Here is a 20,026-nt window from a genome sequence, read left to right as displayed (position 1 = left end):
TTTCAAAAAAACCTTCGCGCTTTCGCAATCGGCAATAGCAGCCCGATCGGAGCGCGAAGGTCTATAGGTCTATCCGTTATTGCGATAAACGCAGAGCCAGTTCGTACATATTATGGTCGAAATCAGGGCGAGTGTTTACGACAGTATCGATATCCGTCAGTACCAATTCGCCTTTGATAATGCCGCAAGCTTTGTCCGATTCGCCGCGAATCAACGAGCGTACGGCGAAATCGCCAAGACGGCTTGCCAAGTTACGGTCGAACGGAGTCGGAGTACCGCCGCGTTGAATATGTCCAAGTACCGTTACGCGAGCGTCGATCTGATTCGAACGTTGCGACAACGCGGTTGCGATATCTTCGCCTTTACCTGCGCCTTCGGCAACGACGATGATGCTGTGACGTTTGCCCATTGCGAAGTTGTGCGTCATGCGCTGCGCGACTTCATCCAGATCGTAAGGCACTTCAGGAACCAGAATCGTTTCCGCACCCGAAGCCAGACCTGCGTGAAGCGCGATATCGCCGCAATGGCGCCCCATAACTTCGACGATCGAAGCACGTTCGTGCGAAGACATGGTATCGCGAAGTTTGTTGATCGCATCCACCACGACGCCTACCGATGTATCGAAGCCGATCGTATAATCCGTAAACGAAATATCGTTATCGATCGTACCCGGCAGTCCCATTGTGTTAATGCCGAGTTTGCTCAGCTTGTTCGCGCCTTGATACGAACCGTCGCCGCCGATAACTACAAGACCGTCGATGCCGTAGTTACGCAAAATTTCAGCGCCTTTACGTTGACCTTCTTCGGTATAAAATTCTTTGGAGCGTGCAGATTGAAGCACGGTTCCGCCGCGCTGAATAATATCCCCTACGCTACGTAGATCCATCGAGAAAATATCGTTGTTCAACAAACCTTGAAATCCGCGTTGAATCCCGAAGATTTCGATTCCATGATAGATCGCGCTACGTACTACGGCGCGAAGAGCGGCGTTCATTCCTTGGGAGTCTCCTCCACTGGTTAATACGGCAATTTTTTTTACTGCTGACATCTTAACTTCCCCCTTGTTAATCCTGCTTAATTAATGCTGCTTATGTTTGCGGATCCACACACTGTTCGCAAAAAAGAACATACGCGTAAGCGGGCTCTTTTTCATCAAGCGCTTGGACACGTTTCGCACGTCTTGTTGCTGACTGACCTTCGGATCGGACAGATAAAGCGCAATTAATCCTTCAATAACCATGCGGTGAAAAGGAGCATGCGGAAGCGCAGCCACGTCACGACGCGCACCGTTGACGATTTCTTCGACGCGTCTTAGCATGTCTTCGCTGCTGTCGTAATAATTGCAAAAGTTTAGGTCGCCTCCGATGCGGTCTTCTTCTTGATCGATCAAATAATCGAGCATGATATGAAGCCCACATACGTAAGGAAAATACGACGTGTACACCAATTTCGCGGCTTCAGCATCAAAATCGTCGCGGCTTGCCCCGGCAAATAACATAAACATACCGAGTGTCGAACCGGTTGCTGCTGAAAATTCATTCCAATACAATTCGGGAGCGAGTTCAGCATGTTCTTGTCTCCAAGTCGTCAGCGAAGGCTCGCGAAGTTCAGGCGCGATATGCTTGTAGACTTGAAGATCGCCATACAGACTCACCAATAGGCGCACATAAGGCTGTGCATGAACGTAACCGGGTAACTGTCGAATATTTTCCTGACAGGTCGTCACGAGGGCATTCAAATACCCACCGTCCTCCTGCTCGTCGCGGAAGCGATAATAGTTTTCCGGCTGTGCGGACGGATCGACCGCGTCCAGCATCGACTTATGTAAAAGACGAAAATCTTCGGGATCGAGCGACGTACTTCGGTCGCATAAGTTATCCAGATAATCGCTGATCGTCTGAAGCGCTACAATAAGCGGAATCAATACATCTTTTTTGTCCGAATTGATCGCTGCGTAGACCGAGCCGCCTTGACAATGAAATTCTTTGTCCGCGATGCTCGCAAGCGCTTGAGTCCGAAGTTCGGGATCGGGAATACGTGCTGCACGTTCTCTCCAACCTCCAAGTTCTTTTTTTACGCCCGGTAAAGCAAACTTATATACCCATCGCATTAAAGAGATCGGTTGTTCAGGAACGGTATAAACGGTTTTGAGTGGGTTCAAAGCGTACCTCCAAGTACCAGTCTTCAGTCTGTCTTGCGTGCTTTCACAGGCTCCGTACGCAAATGCACTTCTATTATAATATGAGGGTTTAATTTGTACAAATAACCTTCGTCATATTCTCCAATTTTTTCAATGTTTTTTGCGTGAAAATCCCTATTTCCCGGACATCTACAACTTTCACTTTTGATAGAAGTCAAAAACGCTCCATTTTTAGAAACTTTTCATTCGCGTCCTGCAAACGGTTTCGATCATGCTATACTGGAAAATAATTCATTGGACGTTCGTTAGCATTCACAAAAGTTCGCCCGATTTTTGGAAAGGAGTTGGCTATGTCCGACGATTCGTTGTCTTGGAAACGCCTGCTGCTGTTTTTCGTGCCGCTTGGCTTATCCGCGTCTCTCGTTACTTTGTCGCATGTCATTATCAACCGCACATTAGCTTATGCACCTTCGCCCGAGACCGTGATCGCAAGTTACGCGCTGGCAAGCAGTCTGCTCGCAGTAACCGAACGCCCGTCTACTTTGCTTCGGCAAACGTGTTCGGCGCTCGTGCGCGATAAAATCTCGTTCAAAGCGCTGACTTTCGTGACTTATGTCTTTTTGGTTTGCGTGCTGCTGATCGGTGGAATCATCGTGTATACGCCGGTAGGTAGAGGGATTTTCGGTACTTTATTTGGCGTTGATGCCACACTTTTGCCAAGCGTAATCGCGGTCTACGGCGTCTTGATGTTCGTTAGCGTATTTTCCGTGATCCGCAATATTTATCAAGGCATCATTATTACGCATAACCGCACCAAATGGCTGACAATCGGCATGGTCATCAGGTTAAGCGGGATGTATCTGCTATCGCTGTATTTCGTCAATATTCATGGCGTAACCAGCGGGATCGTCGGTGCGGTCATTTTTGTAGCCGGCATGGTCATTGAAGCCGCGGTAAGCTTTATGGAAGGACGCAATATCGCTCGCCGTATGCCGGTCAAAAAAGAAGGTCATCCTATCGAGACGCGCAGCGATGTGTTCCGTTTCTACAAACCGCTGCTGTATTCTTCGCTTGTCGCGATGGTGATTGGACCGGCTCTCAACATTATGTTGGGCAAAACAGACGGCGTAGCGCTTGCGATTTCGTCGTTCGCCGTAGCCGCAAGTCTGATGCAGCTTATGCTGAGTTTCTTCATCTATATTCATCAGATCGTGCTCAACTATTACCGGATCGATGCTGACCTTGTCCGCAAATTCGCGCTTGCGATCGGGTTTATCCCGGCTATTCTCGTTGCGATTATCGCATATACGCCGCTTGGCTATTGGGTATTCGGGCACGTCATGAACGTAGAAGGACAATTGTTGCAAGAAAGTCTGTATACGCTGCGCGCCTTTATTTTATATCCGCTTGTCATGCCGTGGCTCGATTATGGAAATGGCTTGATTTTACTAGGCGGCCAGACGAAAGTCATGTTCCGTTCGCAATTAGCGAACGCGATCTGCACGATTGCGGTACTGCTCTTATTGGTCGCTATCGTGCCGCATTGGAACGGGATGGTCGGCGCGCTCGCCCAGTCTTTGGGATTGCTCGCTGAAGCCGTGATCATCTTCCTTGTGTTGCGCCGTATTCGCCGCGAACCGAAGCTTGAGTCGCAAAATTGATGTCTAACAAGCATGCAAAAAGGCACAGTTCCTATACAGGAGCTGTGCCTTGGGTTTGCTATGTTATCAAATCAAGTAAGAAAAATTCTTACAGTTTGATTACGTTAGCTGCTTGTGGTCCACGGTTTCCGTCAGTGATTTCGAATTCTACTTCTTGACCTTCGTCAAGAGTTTTGAATCCGTCGCCTTGGATTGCCGAGAAGTGTACGAATACATCTTCGCCGCCTTCTACGGAAAGGAAACCATAACCTTTTTCTGCGTTAAACCATTTTACTGTACCTTTCAATTGAACAACCTCCTAAAAATATCACCATCTATGGTGAGTATCGTTATTATACGTGAATAAAAAACCTTTGGCAATTGTAAATTCAAAGCAATCTCTCCTTTCTGTGCTAGGCGTTGCTTTTGTCCGTACGGGTAAGGTATGATTTTAGATAAGAAACGATGTGAAACGAGGAATAGCAATCATGATTAAAAAGCACAGTATTTACAAAACGGATAATTGGAACATGATGACGGTGGAAGTCCACGGAAGACAACTGGTTTTGCGCGAAATTTCCGATCAATGGGGCGAAGAAACGCATAACTTCATGAGCCGTCCAGAGATGATGCACTGGGCAGAAAATCGCTTTGCCAAAGACAAATTCGAAGGCACCGACGAAGAATGGCAAAGTATCATGGATGCCTTTAAAGGCGTGTAATCTTTCATGAATACCGCCAATATTGCTGCTCTGCTTATTTTGACGTTGATCCTTGGCGCCGTCATTGTCTTTTACAAAGACTCGATCCCGGCGAAGCTTAGACGAGGTCTTGCGATCTCCGCTGCCGTCATGTTAATGATTTCGTTTATCCTGACGGTCTATACGCTTTTCAGCATGGGCACTTAGGACGCACTCTTCGATCCGCATTGCCAGCCGGCGATGCGGGCTTTGGAGTCTGCGCTAAACTGCTGCGTCTTCTTTTGCACGGATCTAAGCACTGAACCAACTATTTCTGAGGAGGTCTTTCTTATGAGCACGACACCTAATACTTTGCCTAAACGCAGCGAAGTTCCTGCGGAACATCAATGGAAATTATCCGATCTATTTGCGGATCAAGCGGCTTGGGATGCTACATACGAAGAATCCAAAGCACAGTTGAAAAAGTTCGAAGATTTTCGCGGTAAATTAAATAACGAAACGACGATTGGCGAATGTTTCAAGTTTGAAGACGAAATTTCGTTGAAGCTGGAACAACTTTATGTCTATACGCATCTGTATCACGATCAAGACACAGCGAACCCGACGTATCAAGCCTTGACGCAAAAAGGTCGCAAATTGCTGGTGGATGCCGGCGAAGCGATGTCCTTTATTACGCCGGAAATTTTGTCGCTTGACGATGCGAAACTCGATGAACTGATCGAAGCCGAGTCTTTGAAAGAATACCGGTTCACGTTGCAAGAAATGAAGCGCGAAAAAGCGCACGTCTTGTCGCAAGCGGAAGAAGCTCTGCTCGCTCAAGTCGGCAACTTGTCTCAAGCGCCTTCGAATATTTTCGGAATGCTGAACAATGCGGATCTGAAGTTTCCGAATATCCAAGACGAAAACGGTAACGAAGTCGAATTGACGCACGGCAGCTATATTCAGTTTTTGGAAAGCGACAATGCCGATGTACGTCGCCGAGCATTCCAAGCAATCTACGGCACGTATGCCAAACTGAAAAATACGATCGGCGCGTCGCTGACGGCGAACGTAAACAAAAACATTTTCTACTCGCGCGCCCGCAAGTATCCTTCGGTGTTGGAAATGAAGCTGTACGGCGACAATGTTCCGGTATCGGTCTATGACAACTTGCTGGATGCGATTCACGAAAGTCTACCGATTCTGCACCGTTATATGCGTCTTCGCAAAAAATTGATGGGTGTCGACGAATTGCATATGTATGATCTGTTCGCTCCGCTCGTTGACGAATTCAAAATGGACATTACCTATGACGAAGCGAAGCAGACGGTAATCGATGGTCTTCAGCCGCTTGGCAAAGACTATCTGGAAGTCCTGGAAAACAGCTTCAAAGAAGGCTGGATCGATATTTACGAAAACGAAGGCAAACGTACAGGCGCTTATAGCTCCGGTGCGTATGGCGTTCACCCTTATGTGCTGCTGAATCACAAAGACAACCTAAATAGTATGTTCACGTTGGCGCACGAAATGGGTCACGCGCTGCATTCATATTATTCGGATACAACGCAGACGTATCGCGATGCTCAGTATACGATCTTCTTGGCAGAAGTCGCTTCGACGACCAATGAAGCTCTGCTGATGGATTATCTGCTGAACAAATCGACAGATCCAAAAGAAAAAATGTATCTGTTGACGTATTACGCGGATCAATTCCGGACAACGGTGTTCCGTCAAACGATGTTCGCTGAATTCGAAAAAATCATTCATGCCCGTACAGAAGCCGGGGAATCGCTGACTCCGCAAGATCTTTCTTCGATCTACTATGACCTGAACGTGAAATATCACGGACCGGATATGGTTGTCGATCAAGAGATTGAGATGGAATGGGCGCGTATCCCCCACTTCTACAACAGCTTCTATGTCTATAAATATGCGACCGGTTTCTCGGCAGCGACCAGCTTCTCGAAACAGATCCTTGAAGAAGGCGCGCCGGCAGTCGAACGTTACCTCGGATTCCTCAAAAGCGGCGGTAGCGACTACTCGATTAATATCTTGAAAAAAGCTGGCGTGGACATGTCTTCGCCGGAACCGGTACGCGAAGCAATGAGCGTATTTGAAGCGTTAATCGAGCAAATGGAGCAACTTTCTGAATAAGGGCAAAGCTTCCTGCGTCAAAACCTTCGCCAGCGGCTAATGATTCTCATAAGCAAGAAAGCGAAAGGGGTTGTCCTTATTTATGAAAGCTCAATGGTCTTTGATTCTTATGCTCGTCTTTGCGGTTATTATCGCGATCTTCGCGGTAATCAACGTCAATCCTGTCGAAGTTAACTTTTTATTCGGTTATGCGAACGTACCGCTGGTGCTGATGATTCTCGGCAGCGCGTTGTTCGGCGGACTTGCAGTAGGCATGTTCGGTATCTACCGTCTGTTCAAAACGCAGCGCGAAGTGAAACGTCTGCGGATCGAAAACGAACAACTGCGTACGCAGTCTTCGACTCCTTCCGTAGCGGCTTCCACTCCGCCGCCTGCGTATAACGAACCTACGGTATCTGCCGATCCAACGCCGCTTGAGCCGATCTCAGACGATTTGAACACCGATTCGGAATCGCGTGGATTCCGTTCGGATAAGCTCAAAAAATTCTGAGTGACCGATGTAACGCTTAAAGTTACCCAGCATGGACAAGAAAACCGCGACCTTTTATAGGGAGCGGTTTTCTTGTTGTGTGCGAACAAAATATTCAAAGCAATGATCAGGATTTAATTTTATCTGTGGAGGGTTTACCGAATGACAAACATAACGATTGATGAAAACTACGTTGTACCTTTTTTGAAAAAATTACTGGATACGCCGAGCCCTACAGGTTATACCCATCATATTATCGATATGATCCGCGAAGAAGCGGAATCGCTAGGGTTCCCTGTGACGTTCAATGAAAAAGGCGGCGCGATCATTGATATTCAAGGTCAAAATGACGACTATACCGTAGGTTTAAGTGCTCACGTGGATACGCTCGGCGCGATGGTGCGTTCGATTACTTCGCACGGTACGCTGAAACTCACATCGCTTGGCGGATTTTCGATGTCCAGTATCGAAAACGAATATTGCATCATCCATACTCGCGGCGGCAAAACCTATACCGGTACGATTTTGACGCAACATCCTTCCGTTCACGTATATGCGGATGCTCGCGATTTCAAACGTTCGGAAGAACATATGGAAGTGCGGATTGACGAATTGGTTTCTTCACGCGAAGACGTCGAGAATTTGGGTATTCGTACCGGCGATTATATTTCGTTCGACGCCCGCGCGGTCGTGACGGATAGCGGATATATCAAATCCCGTCATCTGGACGACAAAGCAAGCGTTGCGGCATTGTTCGGTCTGCTGGAGTCGATTAAACGTCAAGATTGGAAGCCGAAACAACGCGTGAAATTGCTGATCTCGAACTATGAAGAAGTTGGGCACGGTACGGCTTATATTCCTTCGGATATTGCGGAGATGATCGCGGTCGATATGGGATGTATCGGTGACGACCTGAACTGCAAAGAGACGGACGTCTCGATCTGCGCGAAAGATTCTTCGGGGCCGTATGATTATCATATGACGGGGAAACTGATCGAACTGTGTGAGCAAAATGAAATTGAACATGCGGTGGATATTTATCCTTTTTATGGGTCGGATGCTTCGGCGGCGCTGCGTGGCGGAAGCAATATTCGTGCGGCGCTCATTGGACCAGGGGTTCATGCTTCTCACTCGATGGAGCGGACGCATACTCGGGCTGTGATGGGGACGGCGCAGCTGCTTGGCGCCTACATTCTTCAAAGCTGAGGAGTTACCTTTGCGGGGAGGAAGCGAAAAGGCTGCGGGAGAAATTCGTTTCGGTCGCTTGTTGAAATCGGGAAAAATGATTGGAATTTTGATTGGAATTTTCCCGATTTCAAAGGCGAACGCTACAAGCATATGCTTCCGAAGTATCTTTTCTTCAAAAAGATTTGACTGCACTGAATTTCTCCCTCCGACTTTTCGCTTCCCAGCTACGTTGGAGTGTGAGTAGGAAAACATATTAGACCTTCATCGCCATCAATATGGCTTTGAAGGTCTTTTTGTATGAAGAATTAAATTTTTTGAATTGAGTCCCGTCTGTTCGTTAAATTTGAGTTCCTTAATCAATGATTGGATGACTTGAACTGAGTGGCGGGGTTAGTAGATAGCCAATGAACCATATGATCGAATAGATCGAGTGAGTAGCGATGGGTGTTGTTTAAGTTAGGGAGTTCGGTGGAGATCAGTTCTACGTTTTTATCGATAGTGATCGATGGGATAAAGGTTACGAGTCCGGGGATGTAGTGATTTAATGCTTCGAAATATCTTTTTTGTGGTTCGATAAAGGTTAAGTTCATTTCGAATCCTCGGCGTTGCCTTGTGGCGTCGCCGGCTTTGCGTTGGCGGAGATTGGGTTCGTCTGTATGTAAGATGAAGTATCGGTCTGGGAAGCCGAGTTTGCGTTGCTCAACTAATGGGCGGTAGAAATTTGCTAAGAATTCTATGGATTGCCCATCGAACAAGGTGAAGTCGAATGACCAATTGTACCAAAAAGGTTGGAACAAATCGATGTCGATCGTGACGAGGGCGTTAATTTCTTTTTCCGTTGCGATCTGCCATCGGTCGACTTGCCGCTCGAAAAACCATTCGGGATATTCAGGTTGAGGTTTTTCCCACCTAGCGGCGACTTCGGGGATATGAAAACCTCCGTTTGCCGCACATAGCGCAGCCGAGGTCGTTGTCTTCCCTGCTGCGCTAGCGCCTTCGATGCTGATGATGGTCATGATGTCTCCTTTTTACGATGACGTACTTTTCGATAAAGAATGCTTCGACGGGTACTCGATCATTCCACGGTTGGTATGAATAATAAGCGGTGCGTCGATCGCAAGTTTGGTCGAAAAATACCATCTTCTACCCACTGGGCTCAAAATGATAAAATTACCTTCTTCGTATTCACCCATGAAATTCAGGTATAGCTCCAGGTGAATTTCTTCGTTGCCGCGCACAGGTATACCGAGGTCTTGAATTCGCTGCGCATATTCGCCGACTTGCTCGGTTGATAACCCAATCTCACTGATCGACGATACCTGATCGGGTGTAAATTCTTGCTCTAGCGATTCCGGCGTCGTCTTTCTTCTCGCAATATACTCCATGATATTTCCTGCCGGATCTTCAATATAGCAAGAATCCGCTTGAGTCAGACCATCAAAAAAGACTTCGTCTTGATCGTCTTCTGTTAGTAGAGTTGTGCGATTAGCAAGCCAAGACTTTGCAGATTGGAACAGATTCGGCGGGATATTAAAAGCAAAATGGTAGTAGTGAAACTTTTGGTTAGAATCATGATGAAACTGTAAAAGACTGCTGCCTATTTGAAATGAAGCGGTAGTTGAATCATGACTAAGTAACGGGAACTCAAGTGTGTCGCGGTAAAATTCAATAGTCTTTTCAAAATTTGAAATCCATAGTTCGATTTTGGTGATTTTCATGATTACGTTCTCCTGATTGACTTAATATTATTGCTTTTGTAGCTGCTCTTCCCACTCTGCAAAAGATAATTTATCGGATACTTTTCGGAGAGATTCAGGAACGCTGATAAAACACATGAATTCCAAACTGTTGCCGTCGAAGTCTTTGAAGTAAACAGAAGCATTCCCTTGATTCGGACGGACAAAAGGTTCAACCGAATCTCTGTCTCCGAAAGGTACGGCTTCGACTCCGATCGATTTTAGCCAACTTAGGCTGTTTTTGAGTTCTTCATAACCGACTCGAAAAGCGATATGTCTAAGCGACGGATCATAAGGGGTTTTGTAGGCTTCGCCTTCCCATAATCCTAGCCAGCTTTTTTCTTTTTCAATCCAAAAAAAGGCGATATCTTCGGTCTTCCATGCCAGTTCTAAACCTAATTTTGTATAAAATTCAACTGAACGCTCAAGCTGACTTACCGGTAAATGCGCTTCATATAATCCAAGTATCATGAACCGTTCTCTCCTTTTTGCAACTATACATTCTACTAAATACGGCTGGACTGCTTATACTCGCTTTTCACTTTTTCCATCTGCACCAGATGTCTTTTGGCATGTTGGCACAAAAAGTAGATATATTGATAGACGTCGAGTTTACCCAGACCGTTAACTGTCATTGTCGTTTGATACAAAATCCCTTCGCCGTGCGACATTTCTTGCAATAACTTCTGACACTCTGCAATCTGGTCGCCTAACAAAGTTTGGATTTTATGTAGCTCTTGGTTGCCTTGAGGCTCCATGTGTTCGGGTCTGATCCATTCAAAAGACTGATGCTGCGCGATGGCGTCTAGCTTATTTAAATCTAACTCGTAGGATGCTAACCGCTCGTTCACATCTTTTTTTGCCGCTAATTCGAGTGCTTTTCGTTGCCCTTTGCGGATTAAAATCAGTAAAAAGTGGTTCGTTAACGTGACATGCTCCAAAATCTGCTCGATGCTCCATCCGACTTGAGGTTTAAAATGAAGAACTTCAGGTGTTGAAGCAAACCAAGGTTGGTACTGCTCTAGGGTCTGCGTCAGTTCTTGATCGATAAAATCGATCGTTTGCTGAATATTCATAGGCTTCTCCTTTTAGATAAATTGACGATTATACTGATCCAAATCTTGCGCATCTGTAAAAATACTTCTGAAATCTTGAATGATTTGCTGATCTTTGCTGATTAGCAGCGTCAACGTAGAATCCCAACAGGCAATCTCGATCTCCGCTTGAGGATGTTGCACGGAGTTGCCCGGCTTCCAAAAATTCGGATTGCTATCCACGTAGGGGACGACGCTTAGATCGCGAATATCGATCGATTGGTCTTTGGGAAATGCGGTAAGCAGTCCCCAGATAAACTGAATTTCGTGATCTGTTACTAGCTTCGTCAATCGTTCGCCAGATAGCCAGTATCGGTCGTCTCCATCCTTTGCCTTATAATGGTCGTCAAAATAATCCAGAAAATTGTTAGGAATATAGTTTAGATCTAGTTCGGTGAGAAGCCAGTTGTACTCTAATTGTTGGTTATAGATCGATTCGAAGATAGGACCGAGAAACGTATAGAATTCAACTTGTTCGGATTTAAGTAAGATCGCGTTCACGGCGCTGGCTCCTTTCATCTACCCGAGTAGTACGTTAAGTACGTTACATCCATCTATAAATTTTGCGGTTCGTCACTTGAATACCGTTTGCGGCTGCCCATTGTTTTAACTCATTTACACTGCGTTCTTCATCGTTTTTGAATCTAAAATGCAAGTTCATTTTGACCAACTTTTTGCCCCGCAGCTTAATACCGACGCTCTCTACGAAATAACCTTCAATGATGATTTTTTCGATGTCTTCGCTAGAAAGTTCGATTTGATTGACCGTGATCTTATCTTCGGTGAGTTCTAGTTCGTTGTTTCTTTTTAAAATTCTATTAAGTAATAAAATAAAGTAGACCAACATAAATATCACAAAACCACCCAAAAAAACGAATTCCCATAACTTGTTTTTTGGAAAAATCGTTAACAAGATTATTAGCTGTAAGCCTGTAGCTGAAATTTGGACATACATGGATCTGGGAATTTTGATTTTGTATGTTTTGCTGAAGGGTTGGTGATTCATCGGATCAACTCCAATCTCTTTTACACTCATGCTTTCTGGCAAGACAACCGATATCGGGAAGGCAATCAGTTTACTGGTGACTTCTCTTGTTATGGAGTCATCGTGTCAGGGACATCCATTAGCGCCAGCGCTTGATCTCGAAAGGAGTTGTTCAGTTCTTTTGACATTAATCCGAACGACTGCATACCAGAAGCTTGCTCTAAAGGATAATAAAAAGCAATTACATCGATTTCTTTTTTTGAAATGTTCAAGCCTTTTGCTTTGAAAAAGCGTTCGGAAGATTTATTTTCGAATCTGGATGTGTAGTGCTTTTGCTCGCCTGTCTCTTCATCGTCTTCAATATAAACTCCGCAATAATTGACGAATTCGATTCGATCGTCTTCTAAACTCCATTTGAATAACGTGATATCGCTATGAAAAGGTCTGATGTACGCACAACATCCTGTTCCGTCTGCATGAAACTCTAATTGCGTATCTTCAAAAGCATCGTAGAAAAAAGCTTCGGAAGACCAACGTCCGACTAGGTTTTCTGCTTTTAAAAAGGGTATAGATGGGTTCATTAAAATTTGCCTCGCTTTATAGATTTAGTGAATTTTAGCATTAAGCAATGATCTTAGCACCTTTGAATACTGTGATTCATCAATCATTCTTCGAAATTTTATCCAAAATAATCGCAATAACTTCTTCCGTATCGATAAGATCCGTATAAATATGCTCGTTAAATTTCGTCTGTGCAAAAGCGTTAACTGCAGCTTCTACATGCTTCTCGTACCACGAACTAAAAGTATCTCCGCGCTGCTCGACCCGCTTTTTCAGCGTTTCTTCCGAAGCTACCAGACAAAAGTGAAAAGTCTCTGCATCTATATTTTTAAATCCATCGTAGATGTAATCGAAATTTTCAGACTTATAGAGGGTCATTGGGACGATCAGATGCTTGTGATATTTGTTTATTAAGGCTTGAGCGGTCTGCACAACCAGAACTCGCCATAGCTCAATATCCTGAAAATCGTCCGTTTTTTCTGTTTCCAAATAAACGTCTTCCGGTATGATCTTTCTCAACATATAGCCGACCTCTTCGGGATCGTAGATCATACTATTCGGTATTAGCGGCTGTAACTGCTGGGCAGTTGAAGTTTTTCCGGCTCCAAAAGAACCGTTAATCATAATAATCAAAGTCGTACTCCTTCCTGCCGGGATCACGATTCCGAAATTCTACCTGTCTGGATCGCTACTGCGTAATCTTCTCGTCCGTTTGCAGCAGCTATCGCACTCGCTTGATTCCAATCGTATTGCAGCATGATATGTTCAATATTCCACTTGTCATCTTGCGTCTGACTGGCAATCACATATTCGGCGTAAGGCGAATTCGACTCCATTTTATGCGGAAAAGGAAGCTCGTCCTCGTATGCGGGCAGACCGACGCTTCCTGCGTTTATCACTGTTTTACCATTTGGCAGAAACATCGTTTTGAATACATGGCTGTGACCGCAAAAGATGTAGGTTGAATCGACCTTTTCGAGTTCTGACGATAATTGCTCTGGCTGCTTGTAACGTACTCCATGCGCATCGACTTCTTCCAGCAAATAACGATCATTTACAAAAGGCGTTCCGTGACAAAACAGTAAGTCTTCGTACGTCCAGACGTTTTTGAAAGATCCGATCCATGTCTCGATATCCTCGGTGAGCAAAGGTTTGATGAAGTTGAAGGTGTCCGAATCACTTTGTTTTTGCAAAAGAATCTCGTCGCAATTGCCCATAATATGAACGATGTTGGGGTGTTCCATCAATTGCTTAGCCGTACCGAGCGGATCGACAGGACCGAATAAACTATCTCCTAGATTGACGATCTGCTGAATGTCACGGTTCGAGATATCTTGTAAAACTGCTGCTAAAGCCAAGCTATTGCTATGTATATCTGAAAGGATCGCGATTTGTTTGGGCATTAGGCTTCTCCTTCATGCTTATGACTAAAATGCTTATTCACTTGCTTTTTCCATTTTAGCATCGTTCGGGAAGGTTGAATATAAAATTTCCTTTTTGGTGAAAAGGGTGTCGCGTTACTTATTCGTTCTGGTAAAAATCCGCTCGTTAATCCACTCCGCATACATTAATTCAGCATACAAAAAAAAGTCTTCAGACTTTATCGTCTAAAGACTTCTATTATGACTGTCTACTTAAAATGTCTCATCTAATTTTGGAATATCGATGTAATGATCATTTGCGCACATTGTTCCGGCGTATGGAGGCTGGTGTCTACAGAGAAGCTATACTGAATATCCGGTGCCATTAGCTTATGCTGCTCATCAGATTGATCTTCTCTTCGATCGCCACGATCAATATTGCGCTGACGACAAATATCTAACGGACAATAGACTTCTACAATATTCAGCGGGTCCCCTTTGAAAATCTGCTTTACTTGCTCATAATGCGGTGCTAATTCAGGTCGCTCAACAAGGATGCCATCGATCAACACATGCTTGCCCTGATCAGAAAACACTTTGGCAGTATGATACATTAAAATAATAGCTTCGCTTAGATATTTCCAGTAATTTGTTTGTAAATGCTTATCGCCAATCGTGTTCTCGAAAAGATCATTAGCGACTACATAAAAGAACGGTTCTGTGGATTCTTACATGGCTTCTAAGATTGAAGTCTTGCTTGAGCTTGTTACGCCGTTTAAAAAGATGATATTGTAAATAAACTTAATAAAATGTAAAGAAGAGGTAGCGATGAGTATTGATTTTGTACGTGATTTTCAAAGGGTTTTACGGTTGAAGGATATTGAAGTATGGGATGTGCATGTAGCGGACAAAGACTATCGAATTGCTATTGTGGATGAGCACCGTCCTAGTACAGATCTCGATTTTCCGTGGTTAAAAGATGGATTAGGTGAAGATAAAAGGAACAATCATATCACGATTCATTTGTTTTTCTTAGAAGATATGGATGAAGCGGAGAAACGGACTTTGTATCATATCGCGGAGCAATTCACTGGGCATCTGGCTTTAGCACATTGTAATGTGACTGTGCTTTTTGAGAAGGTAAAGGATTATAGGGCTGCTTTGGATGAAGTGCTTCGGTCTAAAGGACATCCGAATTATGACGAATTTAAGTTAGATAAGTTTTTTTATTTTTCTCAGGATTGAATAGGTAGGATGGAAACTGCTTTTCAGAACTTCTCCTTAGATTATTCGTATCTCTCATTCGCCTTTTTAATATTCTTTATCTTTATAAACAGTCCATCAATAAGTAGTCCTATTACTCCCAGAAGATTAAATAAAAAGTTTCTGGATTATTATTTATCTTTAACAACCATTCTTGCAAATATAAATTGATTGAATTCGTGAGAAATACCAAAAGATTTTTGTCATCATGTCCTGGTAAATTAATTAGACATACCATTACTGAAAAAAAACAAAAATTATAAAGTGAACTTTTTAAAAATGCTTAATTTAATCATATTAATACTCCTTTTAAAAGCTTTTTTACCTTTCGCATGACGTCATGTATCAATGACTCGACGTATGTCGGGTGTCCGGCGAATGCCGGATCAAGGGAGTATACCCGCCGCGGAATATTATGTTAAGCGAAGTTCGGTATATTATGACAAATTCATTTATAAGCGTATTGGTGTTTTAACATTTTTTATATTCTTCCTTTTTCTATAATTCATAAATTTCATAAAATTAAAGTGCTTATTAAAGCTACTTAGCAAAATTTTATTTGAATATGTCATACTCAAAACAAACTATTTTAATTTTAATTAAATTTAATGATACTTCAATTTTTAATATAATCGAGTAGCCTTACTATTATAAAGATGTTTAGAAACTGAACAAACCAATAAGAAGCATAATATAAGCGCCTTCAACTTCTTAAGTATTATTTATACTTAAAAAACTAATAACTAGGCTAAAGGGGGTTATTAAACTTAGTTTTACTTGGAATTTCAGTCCCAATATTTATAATAAAGATATAAAGAAAAATAGGAGGAAATTTTTTGAAAACACCCTGGATTGTGATTGCATTATGTTGTTTTTTAATTTTAGCTGGTATTCTTAGATTATTTGGAAAAGACATTCCCTCCTTGACAGTAGCCTCTTTTTCTATTGTCGCCTTACTAGTAAGTCTTGCAGATATATTTGAAGCTTTTCGATTTAAAATGTTGCACCAAAGAATTGTGCTTATAGCAGCAATGATATTCTTTATACTTGCATTAATTTTTTGGGTACTTCTACCGTTAGAACTAGATAAAGAAATTATACAGAATCTAGGAGATGGATTCACTATATTAGGTATAGCTGCTGTAATAATGATTTTTGGAATCAAGGAATTAAAATCTCCACCTATTCTTGAATCAATTAGTGATAAAGAAATCGAATTTCTCATGACAAAACATGAGTATGATGAAATGATGAGTTTAAATGATATTATCGAACAATTAAAATTAGTCGATAATGATTCATTCCCGTACAATCGCGTTCATGACGGATGGGCACTATTTCACGATTCAATTGTAGAACACTGGAACAAATGGAAGGGACCTTTTTTTGATAGTTTAAATCGCGAAATGTATTTGGATTTTATAAAAAAACTTTCCATTGCTACTGAAAATTTCGGAAACATAGCTGACACTGATCCAAGAATGTTTCGAGAAAAAAACATTAAAATGTGGAACGAAGAAGTCACTGTAACAATTCAGCCAGCTTACCGCAATCCCTATTTACCTGATATTAAACAATCACAATCTCAACTGGTTACTACTCTACACGATTGGGATACGTTGAAAAGTCAAATAACAAAGCGTTTTGAACAGTCGCGAGCAAGACAATAATCTTCAAAATTAGTTAAACGATTATTAGTAAAGTTGCAAGATAATCATCAACAAGAGAGTCGCATTTTTAAAAAGCTGCTCTCTTCATCAAGAAGCCAGTTTTATCTCTTACTTCTTGAATTAATAGAACATAATTTCGCCTAACGTTCCCGTATTCAAGACTCGACGACTGTCGAGTATCCGGCGAATGCCGGATCAAGGGCGTATGCCCGTAGCGTGAATATTATGTTATACGACGGAACATTACTTAAATTTACATGAAGTATTTGATTCGATTATTGTTTGGAACATGCTTGTTCTAAAGCTTCAATTCCAACGAATTTCTTTAGAGGTGTTGGAAAAATTTCTTCTCCGAATTCTGATGTTTCTTGGAGTTTAGTCCATATGCCTAAACTGCTTTTATCATTTGATTCGTAACCTATCACAGCTTCTAACTTAGGAATGTTGAAATGTATTTTTTCCAAAGAAGCTTCTTTAATTAATCCCCAATTTGTAGTAACCATTTGTCGTTTTGTACTGTCACTTAGAGGTTTGCCTTTAGAATTAAATCCTTCTAAATCCAATATCCTTTTTGTGTATAATTCACTTTTCTTTAAATCTTCAAGTGAATCAAATAAAAGTTCTGAAATGAAATTGTTTTTGAAGTCAAAATCATTTATACAAAAAAAGTCCACTCCAAGATGTTTACATAACTTAACCAAGATTCTGGCTGTAATCTTACCATGATGAGGAATTATAGAAATGTTTTTAAAGTTTAAGTATGTCTCTGAGTACATAGAATCTTTAGTTAACAGATATACCTTTTTCTTTATAATTTCTTTGTAGGTCAGTAAATCATTTGGCCCCTCTACTAAAACCACCTTTTGACTGAACACAATTTTATTCAAATTTGGCTCTATCATTTTAATGTAATTATTAAAGTCTGCTACTTGATCCAAAGAGAAACCTTCTAAATCAGCTTCTGAAATATTCTCATCTGGTTTGTTATATTTCAAAATTGTTTCGTGTGCTTCATCATCAAATTCAAAACGAATAAGTCCTCGTGTATCAAAAGCATCTATCATTTTGTCCGAGTGAGTACTATAGATAACTTGATGCCCTTTTTCTGCCAAGTTACAGAGGACAGTTTTGTAAAAGTACTCTTGATGATTTTCATGCAAGAAACTTTCAGGCTCTTCAAATAAAAATAAACATTTATCACTCTTGTTGCTCTCAGCAATTGCTTGAATGATAGCCATAACAAACATAGAAATATATCCATCACCGAAATGATCTATAGAAATAAGGTTTTCGGTATCACCATTTAAACCGATTTTAAAAATCATATCCAAAAAAATATCTTCATAATCAGGCAATTCAAAACCTATAAAAAAATTACTGTCTCTTAGGTTTGTTGAATAATTTGACCTTATATCCTCAAGAAAACTGTGTAACTTCGAATCTGCTAGAACCCTATCAGTTGAATCCTTCACTTCTCCTTCAAAAGTTTTCCTTTTCCCTTTCATATTCGCATCTGCTTCAACAATTTTCTTAATATGTTTCGCTAAAAACGAAGTAAGATTTCCCCAGGTAGTCTTCTTAGTTGATAACTCTTTTTTTACATCATGAAAATTCACATAGAAAATCCTAAAATACTTTGCTGCTCCCGAAGCATCAGGATTTTTTGTTAATTGTTCCTTGTCACGAAAAGATCGGACTCCAGCGTGCTCAATTTCATTATCCACTACGCTTATTCTTAATGAATGAAATCCTTTAAGCTCTGCTTGGTTTCCGTCTCCTTTAACTTCTATACTGCTTTCAATTTCAGTTTCAATAAAAGGACGATTATTGTAATCACGGTTGTGAAAATCGTTAATTGTGAATGTATCTTTATTAACATTTTTCTCTTTTATCCCATATAGAATTGCATTGAGAAAATTTGTTTTCCCTGAATTGTTATACCCAACGATAGCTACAGGTTTCTTATGATTCTGATCAGGAAAATGTATTGTCTGTCTTGTTCCAAATGATCTATAGTTTTCAACACTAATGCTTTTTATTCTAATATAGCTCATAAATATCCTTCTCCTTATTTATTTGTTCTGTCGTATAACTTTCCCGTATTCACTACCTGACGTATGTCGGGTGTTCGGCGAATGCCGAACCCAGGGCGAATGCCCGCAGCGTGAATATTATGTTATGTGAAGTTCTCTTCTAAAATCAACATGAATTATACTTTAGTTTTGATTCAATATATTCAGTACTTCCAATACCTTTCATTTGGTACATGAGCAAGTGAACTCTAAAAATATAACTAAATTCTTTATGATCATATATACTAACTTTAAATTTTTCTTCTTGATTATTCACCTTCCAAGCAATATTAAACCCAAGATTTTCAGGCTTATAATGAAGTTTAATATGACCTATTCTTACTTCTTCAAGTTCAACTTCTTCAAAAACTTCAAAGTTTAATTCTGAGTGCCATTCCAAAAGAGTTATTGCAGTTTCTAACGATCTTACTAAAGCATGTACTAACTCAAAATATAATTCTATCTCGATTATTTTTGGAACTTCATAAAGGTGTTCCATTTTGTTTCTTATAGTATTCAATTTTCTTAATGATCTAGAACTAAACAATCCTATATCTTCTATAAAAACAAGTTTTTTTTCGAACTTTAAATTCTTATCATGTATGTATTTATATAAATTTATCGCATGAAAAAATGTATCGATCTGACAATCCATAGCTCTTTTTAAATTTGATACACAATTAATTAGACTAGCATTGGAACCATCATTTAATCCTTCTTCAGCAAATCTCAAGTAATCCCGTGCAAATAAATCAAAATCAGGAAAATTCAAAGCCTGACCACCACCGCTATCGTGTACTATATTTTGGTGGTATTTTAGAATTATTTTTTCGAAATTTTCGATTTTATTAAGCATAATATTACTCCTTTTTTAGAATTTTACATAACGTTCCCGTATTCACGAACTTCTTTTATATCATTCAAAAGCAGGTATTCCCGAACTTCGTAAATCCATCATTCCTACGCTTATTTCACGTAAAACTAACCTGCAAATGCTCATTCACTTACTTCCA

At 41.5% G+C, this 20,026-nt stretch carries 22 protein-coding genes and 1 pseudogene; 8 read left to right on the top strand and 15 right to left on the bottom strand.

Going from position 1 to position 20,026, the window contains the following annotated elements:
- Positions 1–76 precede the first annotated feature (76 nt).
- Positions 77–1,048, bottom strand: coding sequence for a 6-phosphofructokinase (pfkA, locus tag NOM90_RS09110; protein WP_255941470.1), 972 nt, complete (start codon positions 1,046–1,048; stop codon positions 77–79).
- A gap of 30 nt (positions 1,049–1,078) precedes the next feature.
- The gene (locus NOM90_RS09105; RefSeq protein WP_255941868.1) at positions 1,079–2,110 is read right to left on the bottom strand and encodes a tetraprenyl-beta-curcumene synthase family protein; all 1,032 of its coding nucleotides are present in this window, start codon (positions 2,108–2,110) and stop codon (positions 1,079–1,081) included.
- Between the two features lie 380 nt (positions 2,111–2,490).
- Here NOM90_RS09105 and NOM90_RS09100 point away from each other — a divergent pair, with 380 nt between their 5' ends.
- Entirely contained in the window at positions 2,491–3,801 is a 1,311-nt protein-coding gene (locus NOM90_RS09100; protein WP_255941468.1) for a multi antimicrobial extrusion protein MatE, read from the top strand.
- 88 nt (positions 3,802–3,889) lie between these two features.
- On the opposite strand, the gene NOM90_RS09095 is transcribed toward NOM90_RS09100, so the two are convergent.
- Positions 3,890–4,087, bottom strand: a complete 198-nt coding sequence (locus tag NOM90_RS09095; protein ID WP_018975236.1) for a cold shock domain-containing protein — start codon at positions 4,085–4,087, stop codon at positions 3,890–3,892.
- A 181-nt stretch (positions 4,088–4,268) separates the two neighbouring features.
- Between NOM90_RS09095 and NOM90_RS09090 the strand changes: the two genes are divergently transcribed.
- The 5 genes from NOM90_RS09090 (at position 4,269) to NOM90_RS09070 (ending at position 8,289) form a co-directional block, all read left to right on the top strand.
- Positions 4,269–4,502 (top strand): hypothetical protein, encoded by a 234-nt coding sequence (locus NOM90_RS09090; RefSeq protein WP_255941466.1) that lies wholly within the window; start codon positions 4,269–4,271, stop codon positions 4,500–4,502.
- 6 nt (positions 4,503–4,508) lie between these two features.
- Entirely contained in the window at positions 4,509–4,688 is a 180-nt protein-coding gene (locus NOM90_RS09085; protein WP_255941465.1) for a hypothetical protein, read from the top strand.
- A 123-nt stretch (positions 4,689–4,811) separates the two neighbouring features.
- Positions 4,812–6,614 carry an oligoendopeptidase F gene (pepF, locus tag NOM90_RS09080; RefSeq protein WP_255941464.1) on the top strand — a complete coding sequence of 601 codons (1,803 nt, stop codon included), beginning with the start codon at positions 4,812–4,814 and terminating at the stop codon, positions 6,612–6,614.
- An 82-nt stretch (positions 6,615–6,696) separates the two neighbouring features.
- Positions 6,697–7,104 carry a LapA family protein gene (locus tag NOM90_RS09075; RefSeq protein ID WP_255941463.1) on the top strand — a complete coding sequence of 136 codons (408 nt, stop codon included), beginning with the start codon at positions 6,697–6,699 and terminating at the stop codon, positions 7,102–7,104.
- 141 nt (positions 7,105–7,245) lie between these two features.
- A complete protein-coding gene (locus NOM90_RS09070) occupies positions 7,246–8,289 on the top strand; it encodes a M42 family metallopeptidase (protein WP_255941462.1) in 1,044 nt (347 codons plus the stop codon).
- A 338-nt stretch (positions 8,290–8,627) separates the two neighbouring features.
- Here the strand turns inward: NOM90_RS09070 and NOM90_RS09065 are convergent, their stop codons facing one another.
- The 10 genes and pseudogenes from NOM90_RS09065 to NOM90_RS09020 all read right to left on the bottom strand — a co-directional run bounded on the left by NOM90_RS09065 (position 8,628) and on the right by NOM90_RS09020 (position 14,805).
- The gene (locus tag NOM90_RS09065) at positions 8,628–9,287 is read right to left on the bottom strand and encodes an ATP-binding protein (RefSeq protein ID WP_255941461.1); all 660 of its coding nucleotides are present in this window, start codon (positions 9,285–9,287) and stop codon (positions 8,628–8,630) included.
- Between the two features lie 12 nt (positions 9,288–9,299).
- Complete coding sequence (locus NOM90_RS09060) at positions 9,300–9,989, bottom strand: VOC family protein (protein WP_255941459.1); 690 nt, start codon at positions 9,987–9,989, stop codon at positions 9,300–9,302.
- 27 nt (positions 9,990–10,016) lie between these two features.
- Positions 10,017–10,478 (bottom strand): VOC family protein, encoded by a 462-nt coding sequence (locus NOM90_RS09055; protein WP_255941458.1) that lies wholly within the window; start codon positions 10,476–10,478, stop codon positions 10,017–10,019.
- Positions 10,479–10,513: 35 nt separating this feature from the next.
- Positions 10,514–11,083, bottom strand: a complete 570-nt coding sequence (locus NOM90_RS09050; protein WP_255941457.1) for a DinB family protein — start codon at positions 11,081–11,083, stop codon at positions 10,514–10,516.
- 12 nt (positions 11,084–11,095) lie between these two features.
- On the bottom strand, positions 11,096–11,602 hold the full coding sequence (locus NOM90_RS09045) for a hypothetical protein (RefSeq protein ID WP_255941456.1): 507 nt from the start codon (positions 11,600–11,602) through the stop codon (positions 11,096–11,098).
- Between the two features lie 43 nt (positions 11,603–11,645).
- Positions 11,646–11,957 carry a hypothetical protein gene (locus NOM90_RS09040; RefSeq protein WP_255941455.1) on the bottom strand — a complete coding sequence of 104 codons (312 nt, stop codon included), beginning with the start codon at positions 11,955–11,957 and terminating at the stop codon, positions 11,646–11,648.
- Between the two features lie 239 nt (positions 11,958–12,196).
- Positions 12,197–12,667 (bottom strand): hypothetical protein, encoded by a 471-nt coding sequence (locus tag NOM90_RS09035; RefSeq protein ID WP_255941453.1) that lies wholly within the window; start codon positions 12,665–12,667, stop codon positions 12,197–12,199.
- A 79-nt stretch (positions 12,668–12,746) separates the two neighbouring features.
- Positions 12,747–13,271, bottom strand: a complete 525-nt coding sequence (locus NOM90_RS09030) for an AAA family ATPase (RefSeq protein WP_255941866.1) — start codon at positions 13,269–13,271, stop codon at positions 12,747–12,749.
- A 32-nt stretch (positions 13,272–13,303) separates the two neighbouring features.
- On the bottom strand, positions 13,304–14,050 hold the full coding sequence (locus NOM90_RS09025; protein WP_255941451.1) for a metallophosphoesterase family protein: 747 nt from the start codon (positions 14,048–14,050) through the stop codon (positions 13,304–13,306).
- Between the two features lie 245 nt (positions 14,051–14,295).
- A pseudogene (locus NOM90_RS09020) lies at positions 14,296–14,805 on the bottom strand (phosphotransferase-like protein).
- A 31-nt stretch (positions 14,806–14,836) separates the two neighbouring features.
- Between NOM90_RS09020 and NOM90_RS09015 the strand changes: the two are divergent.
- Entirely contained in the window at positions 14,837–15,253 is a 417-nt protein-coding gene (locus tag NOM90_RS09015) for a hypothetical protein (protein ID WP_255941449.1), read from the top strand.
- Between the two features lie 854 nt (positions 15,254–16,107).
- The gene (locus NOM90_RS09010) at positions 16,108–16,941 is read left to right on the top strand and encodes an APC family permease (RefSeq protein ID WP_255941447.1); all 834 of its coding nucleotides are present in this window, start codon (positions 16,108–16,110) and stop codon (positions 16,939–16,941) included.
- 275 nt (positions 16,942–17,216) lie between these two features.
- On the opposite strand, the gene NOM90_RS09005 is transcribed toward NOM90_RS09010, so the two are convergent.
- Together NOM90_RS09005 and NOM90_RS09000 are read right to left on the bottom strand one after the other, a co-directional pair.
- Positions 17,217–18,995, bottom strand: a complete 1,779-nt coding sequence (locus NOM90_RS09005) for an ATP-dependent nuclease (protein WP_255941445.1) — start codon at positions 18,993–18,995, stop codon at positions 17,217–17,219.
- A 145-nt stretch (positions 18,996–19,140) separates the two neighbouring features.
- Positions 19,141–19,869, bottom strand: coding sequence for a hypothetical protein (locus NOM90_RS09000; RefSeq protein WP_255941443.1), 729 nt, complete (start codon positions 19,867–19,869; stop codon positions 19,141–19,143).
- Positions 19,870–20,026: the final 157 nt, after the last annotated feature.

This window comes from Saccharibacillus sp. JS10 (genome assembly GCF_024436065.1).
GTDB lineage: Bacteria > Bacillota > Bacilli > Paenibacillales > Paenibacillaceae > Saccharibacillus.
This window is presented reverse-complemented; position numbering and strand designations above follow the sequence as displayed.

Bases quoted from the DNA above. Each gene is read 5' to 3' on its own strand.
- pfkA (WP_255941470.1), bottom strand. From the start codon at position 1,048: ATGTCAGCAGTAAAAAAAATTGCCGTATTAACCAGTGGAGGAGACTCC.
- NOM90_RS09105 (WP_255941868.1), bottom strand. From the start codon at position 2,110: ATGCGATGGGTATATAAGTTTGCTTTACCGGGCGTAAAAAAAGAACTT.
- NOM90_RS09100 (WP_255941468.1), top strand. From the start codon at position 2,491: ATGTCCGACGATTCGTTGTCTTGGAAACGCCTGCTGCTGTTTTTCGTG.
- NOM90_RS09090 (WP_255941466.1), top strand. From the start codon at position 4,269: ATGATTAAAAAGCACAGTATTTACAAAACGGATAATTGGAACATGATG.
- NOM90_RS09085 (WP_255941465.1), top strand. From the start codon at position 4,509: ATGAATACCGCCAATATTGCTGCTCTGCTTATTTTGACGTTGATCCTT.
- pepF (WP_255941464.1), top strand. From the start codon at position 4,812: ATGAGCACGACACCTAATACTTTGCCTAAACGCAGCGAAGTTCCTGCG.
- NOM90_RS09075 (WP_255941463.1), top strand. From the start codon at position 6,697: ATGAAAGCTCAATGGTCTTTGATTCTTATGCTCGTCTTTGCGGTTATT.
- NOM90_RS09070 (WP_255941462.1), top strand. From the start codon at position 7,246: ATGACAAACATAACGATTGATGAAAACTACGTTGTACCTTTTTTGAAA.
- NOM90_RS09065 (WP_255941461.1), bottom strand. From the start codon at position 9,287: ATGACCATCATCAGCATCGAAGGCGCTAGCGCAGCAGGGAAGACAACG.
- NOM90_RS09060 (WP_255941459.1), bottom strand. From the start codon at position 9,989: ATGAAAATCACCAAAATCGAACTATGGATTTCAAATTTTGAAAAGACT.
- NOM90_RS09055 (WP_255941458.1), bottom strand. From the start codon at position 10,478: ATGATACTTGGATTATATGAAGCGCATTTACCGGTAAGTCAGCTTGAG.
- NOM90_RS09050 (WP_255941457.1), bottom strand. From the start codon at position 11,083: ATGAATATTCAGCAAACGATCGATTTTATCGATCAAGAACTGACGCAG.
- NOM90_RS09035 (WP_255941453.1), bottom strand. From the start codon at position 12,667: ATGAACCCATCTATACCCTTTTTAAAAGCAGAAAACCTAGTCGGACGT.
- NOM90_RS09030 (WP_255941866.1), bottom strand. From the start codon at position 13,271: ATGATTAACGGTTCTTTTGGAGCCGGAAAAACTTCAACTGCCCAGCAG.
- NOM90_RS09025 (WP_255941451.1), bottom strand. From the start codon at position 14,050: ATGCCCAAACAAATCGCGATCCTTTCAGATATACATAGCAATAGCTTG.
- NOM90_RS09015 (WP_255941449.1), top strand. From the start codon at position 14,837: ATGAGTATTGATTTTGTACGTGATTTTCAAAGGGTTTTACGGTTGAAG.
- NOM90_RS09005 (WP_255941445.1), bottom strand. From the start codon at position 18,995: ATGAGCTATATTAGAATAAAAAGCATTAGTGTTGAAAACTATAGATCA.
- NOM90_RS09000 (WP_255941443.1), bottom strand. From the start codon at position 19,869: ATGCTTAATAAAATCGAAAATTTCGAAAAAATAATTCTAAAATACCAC.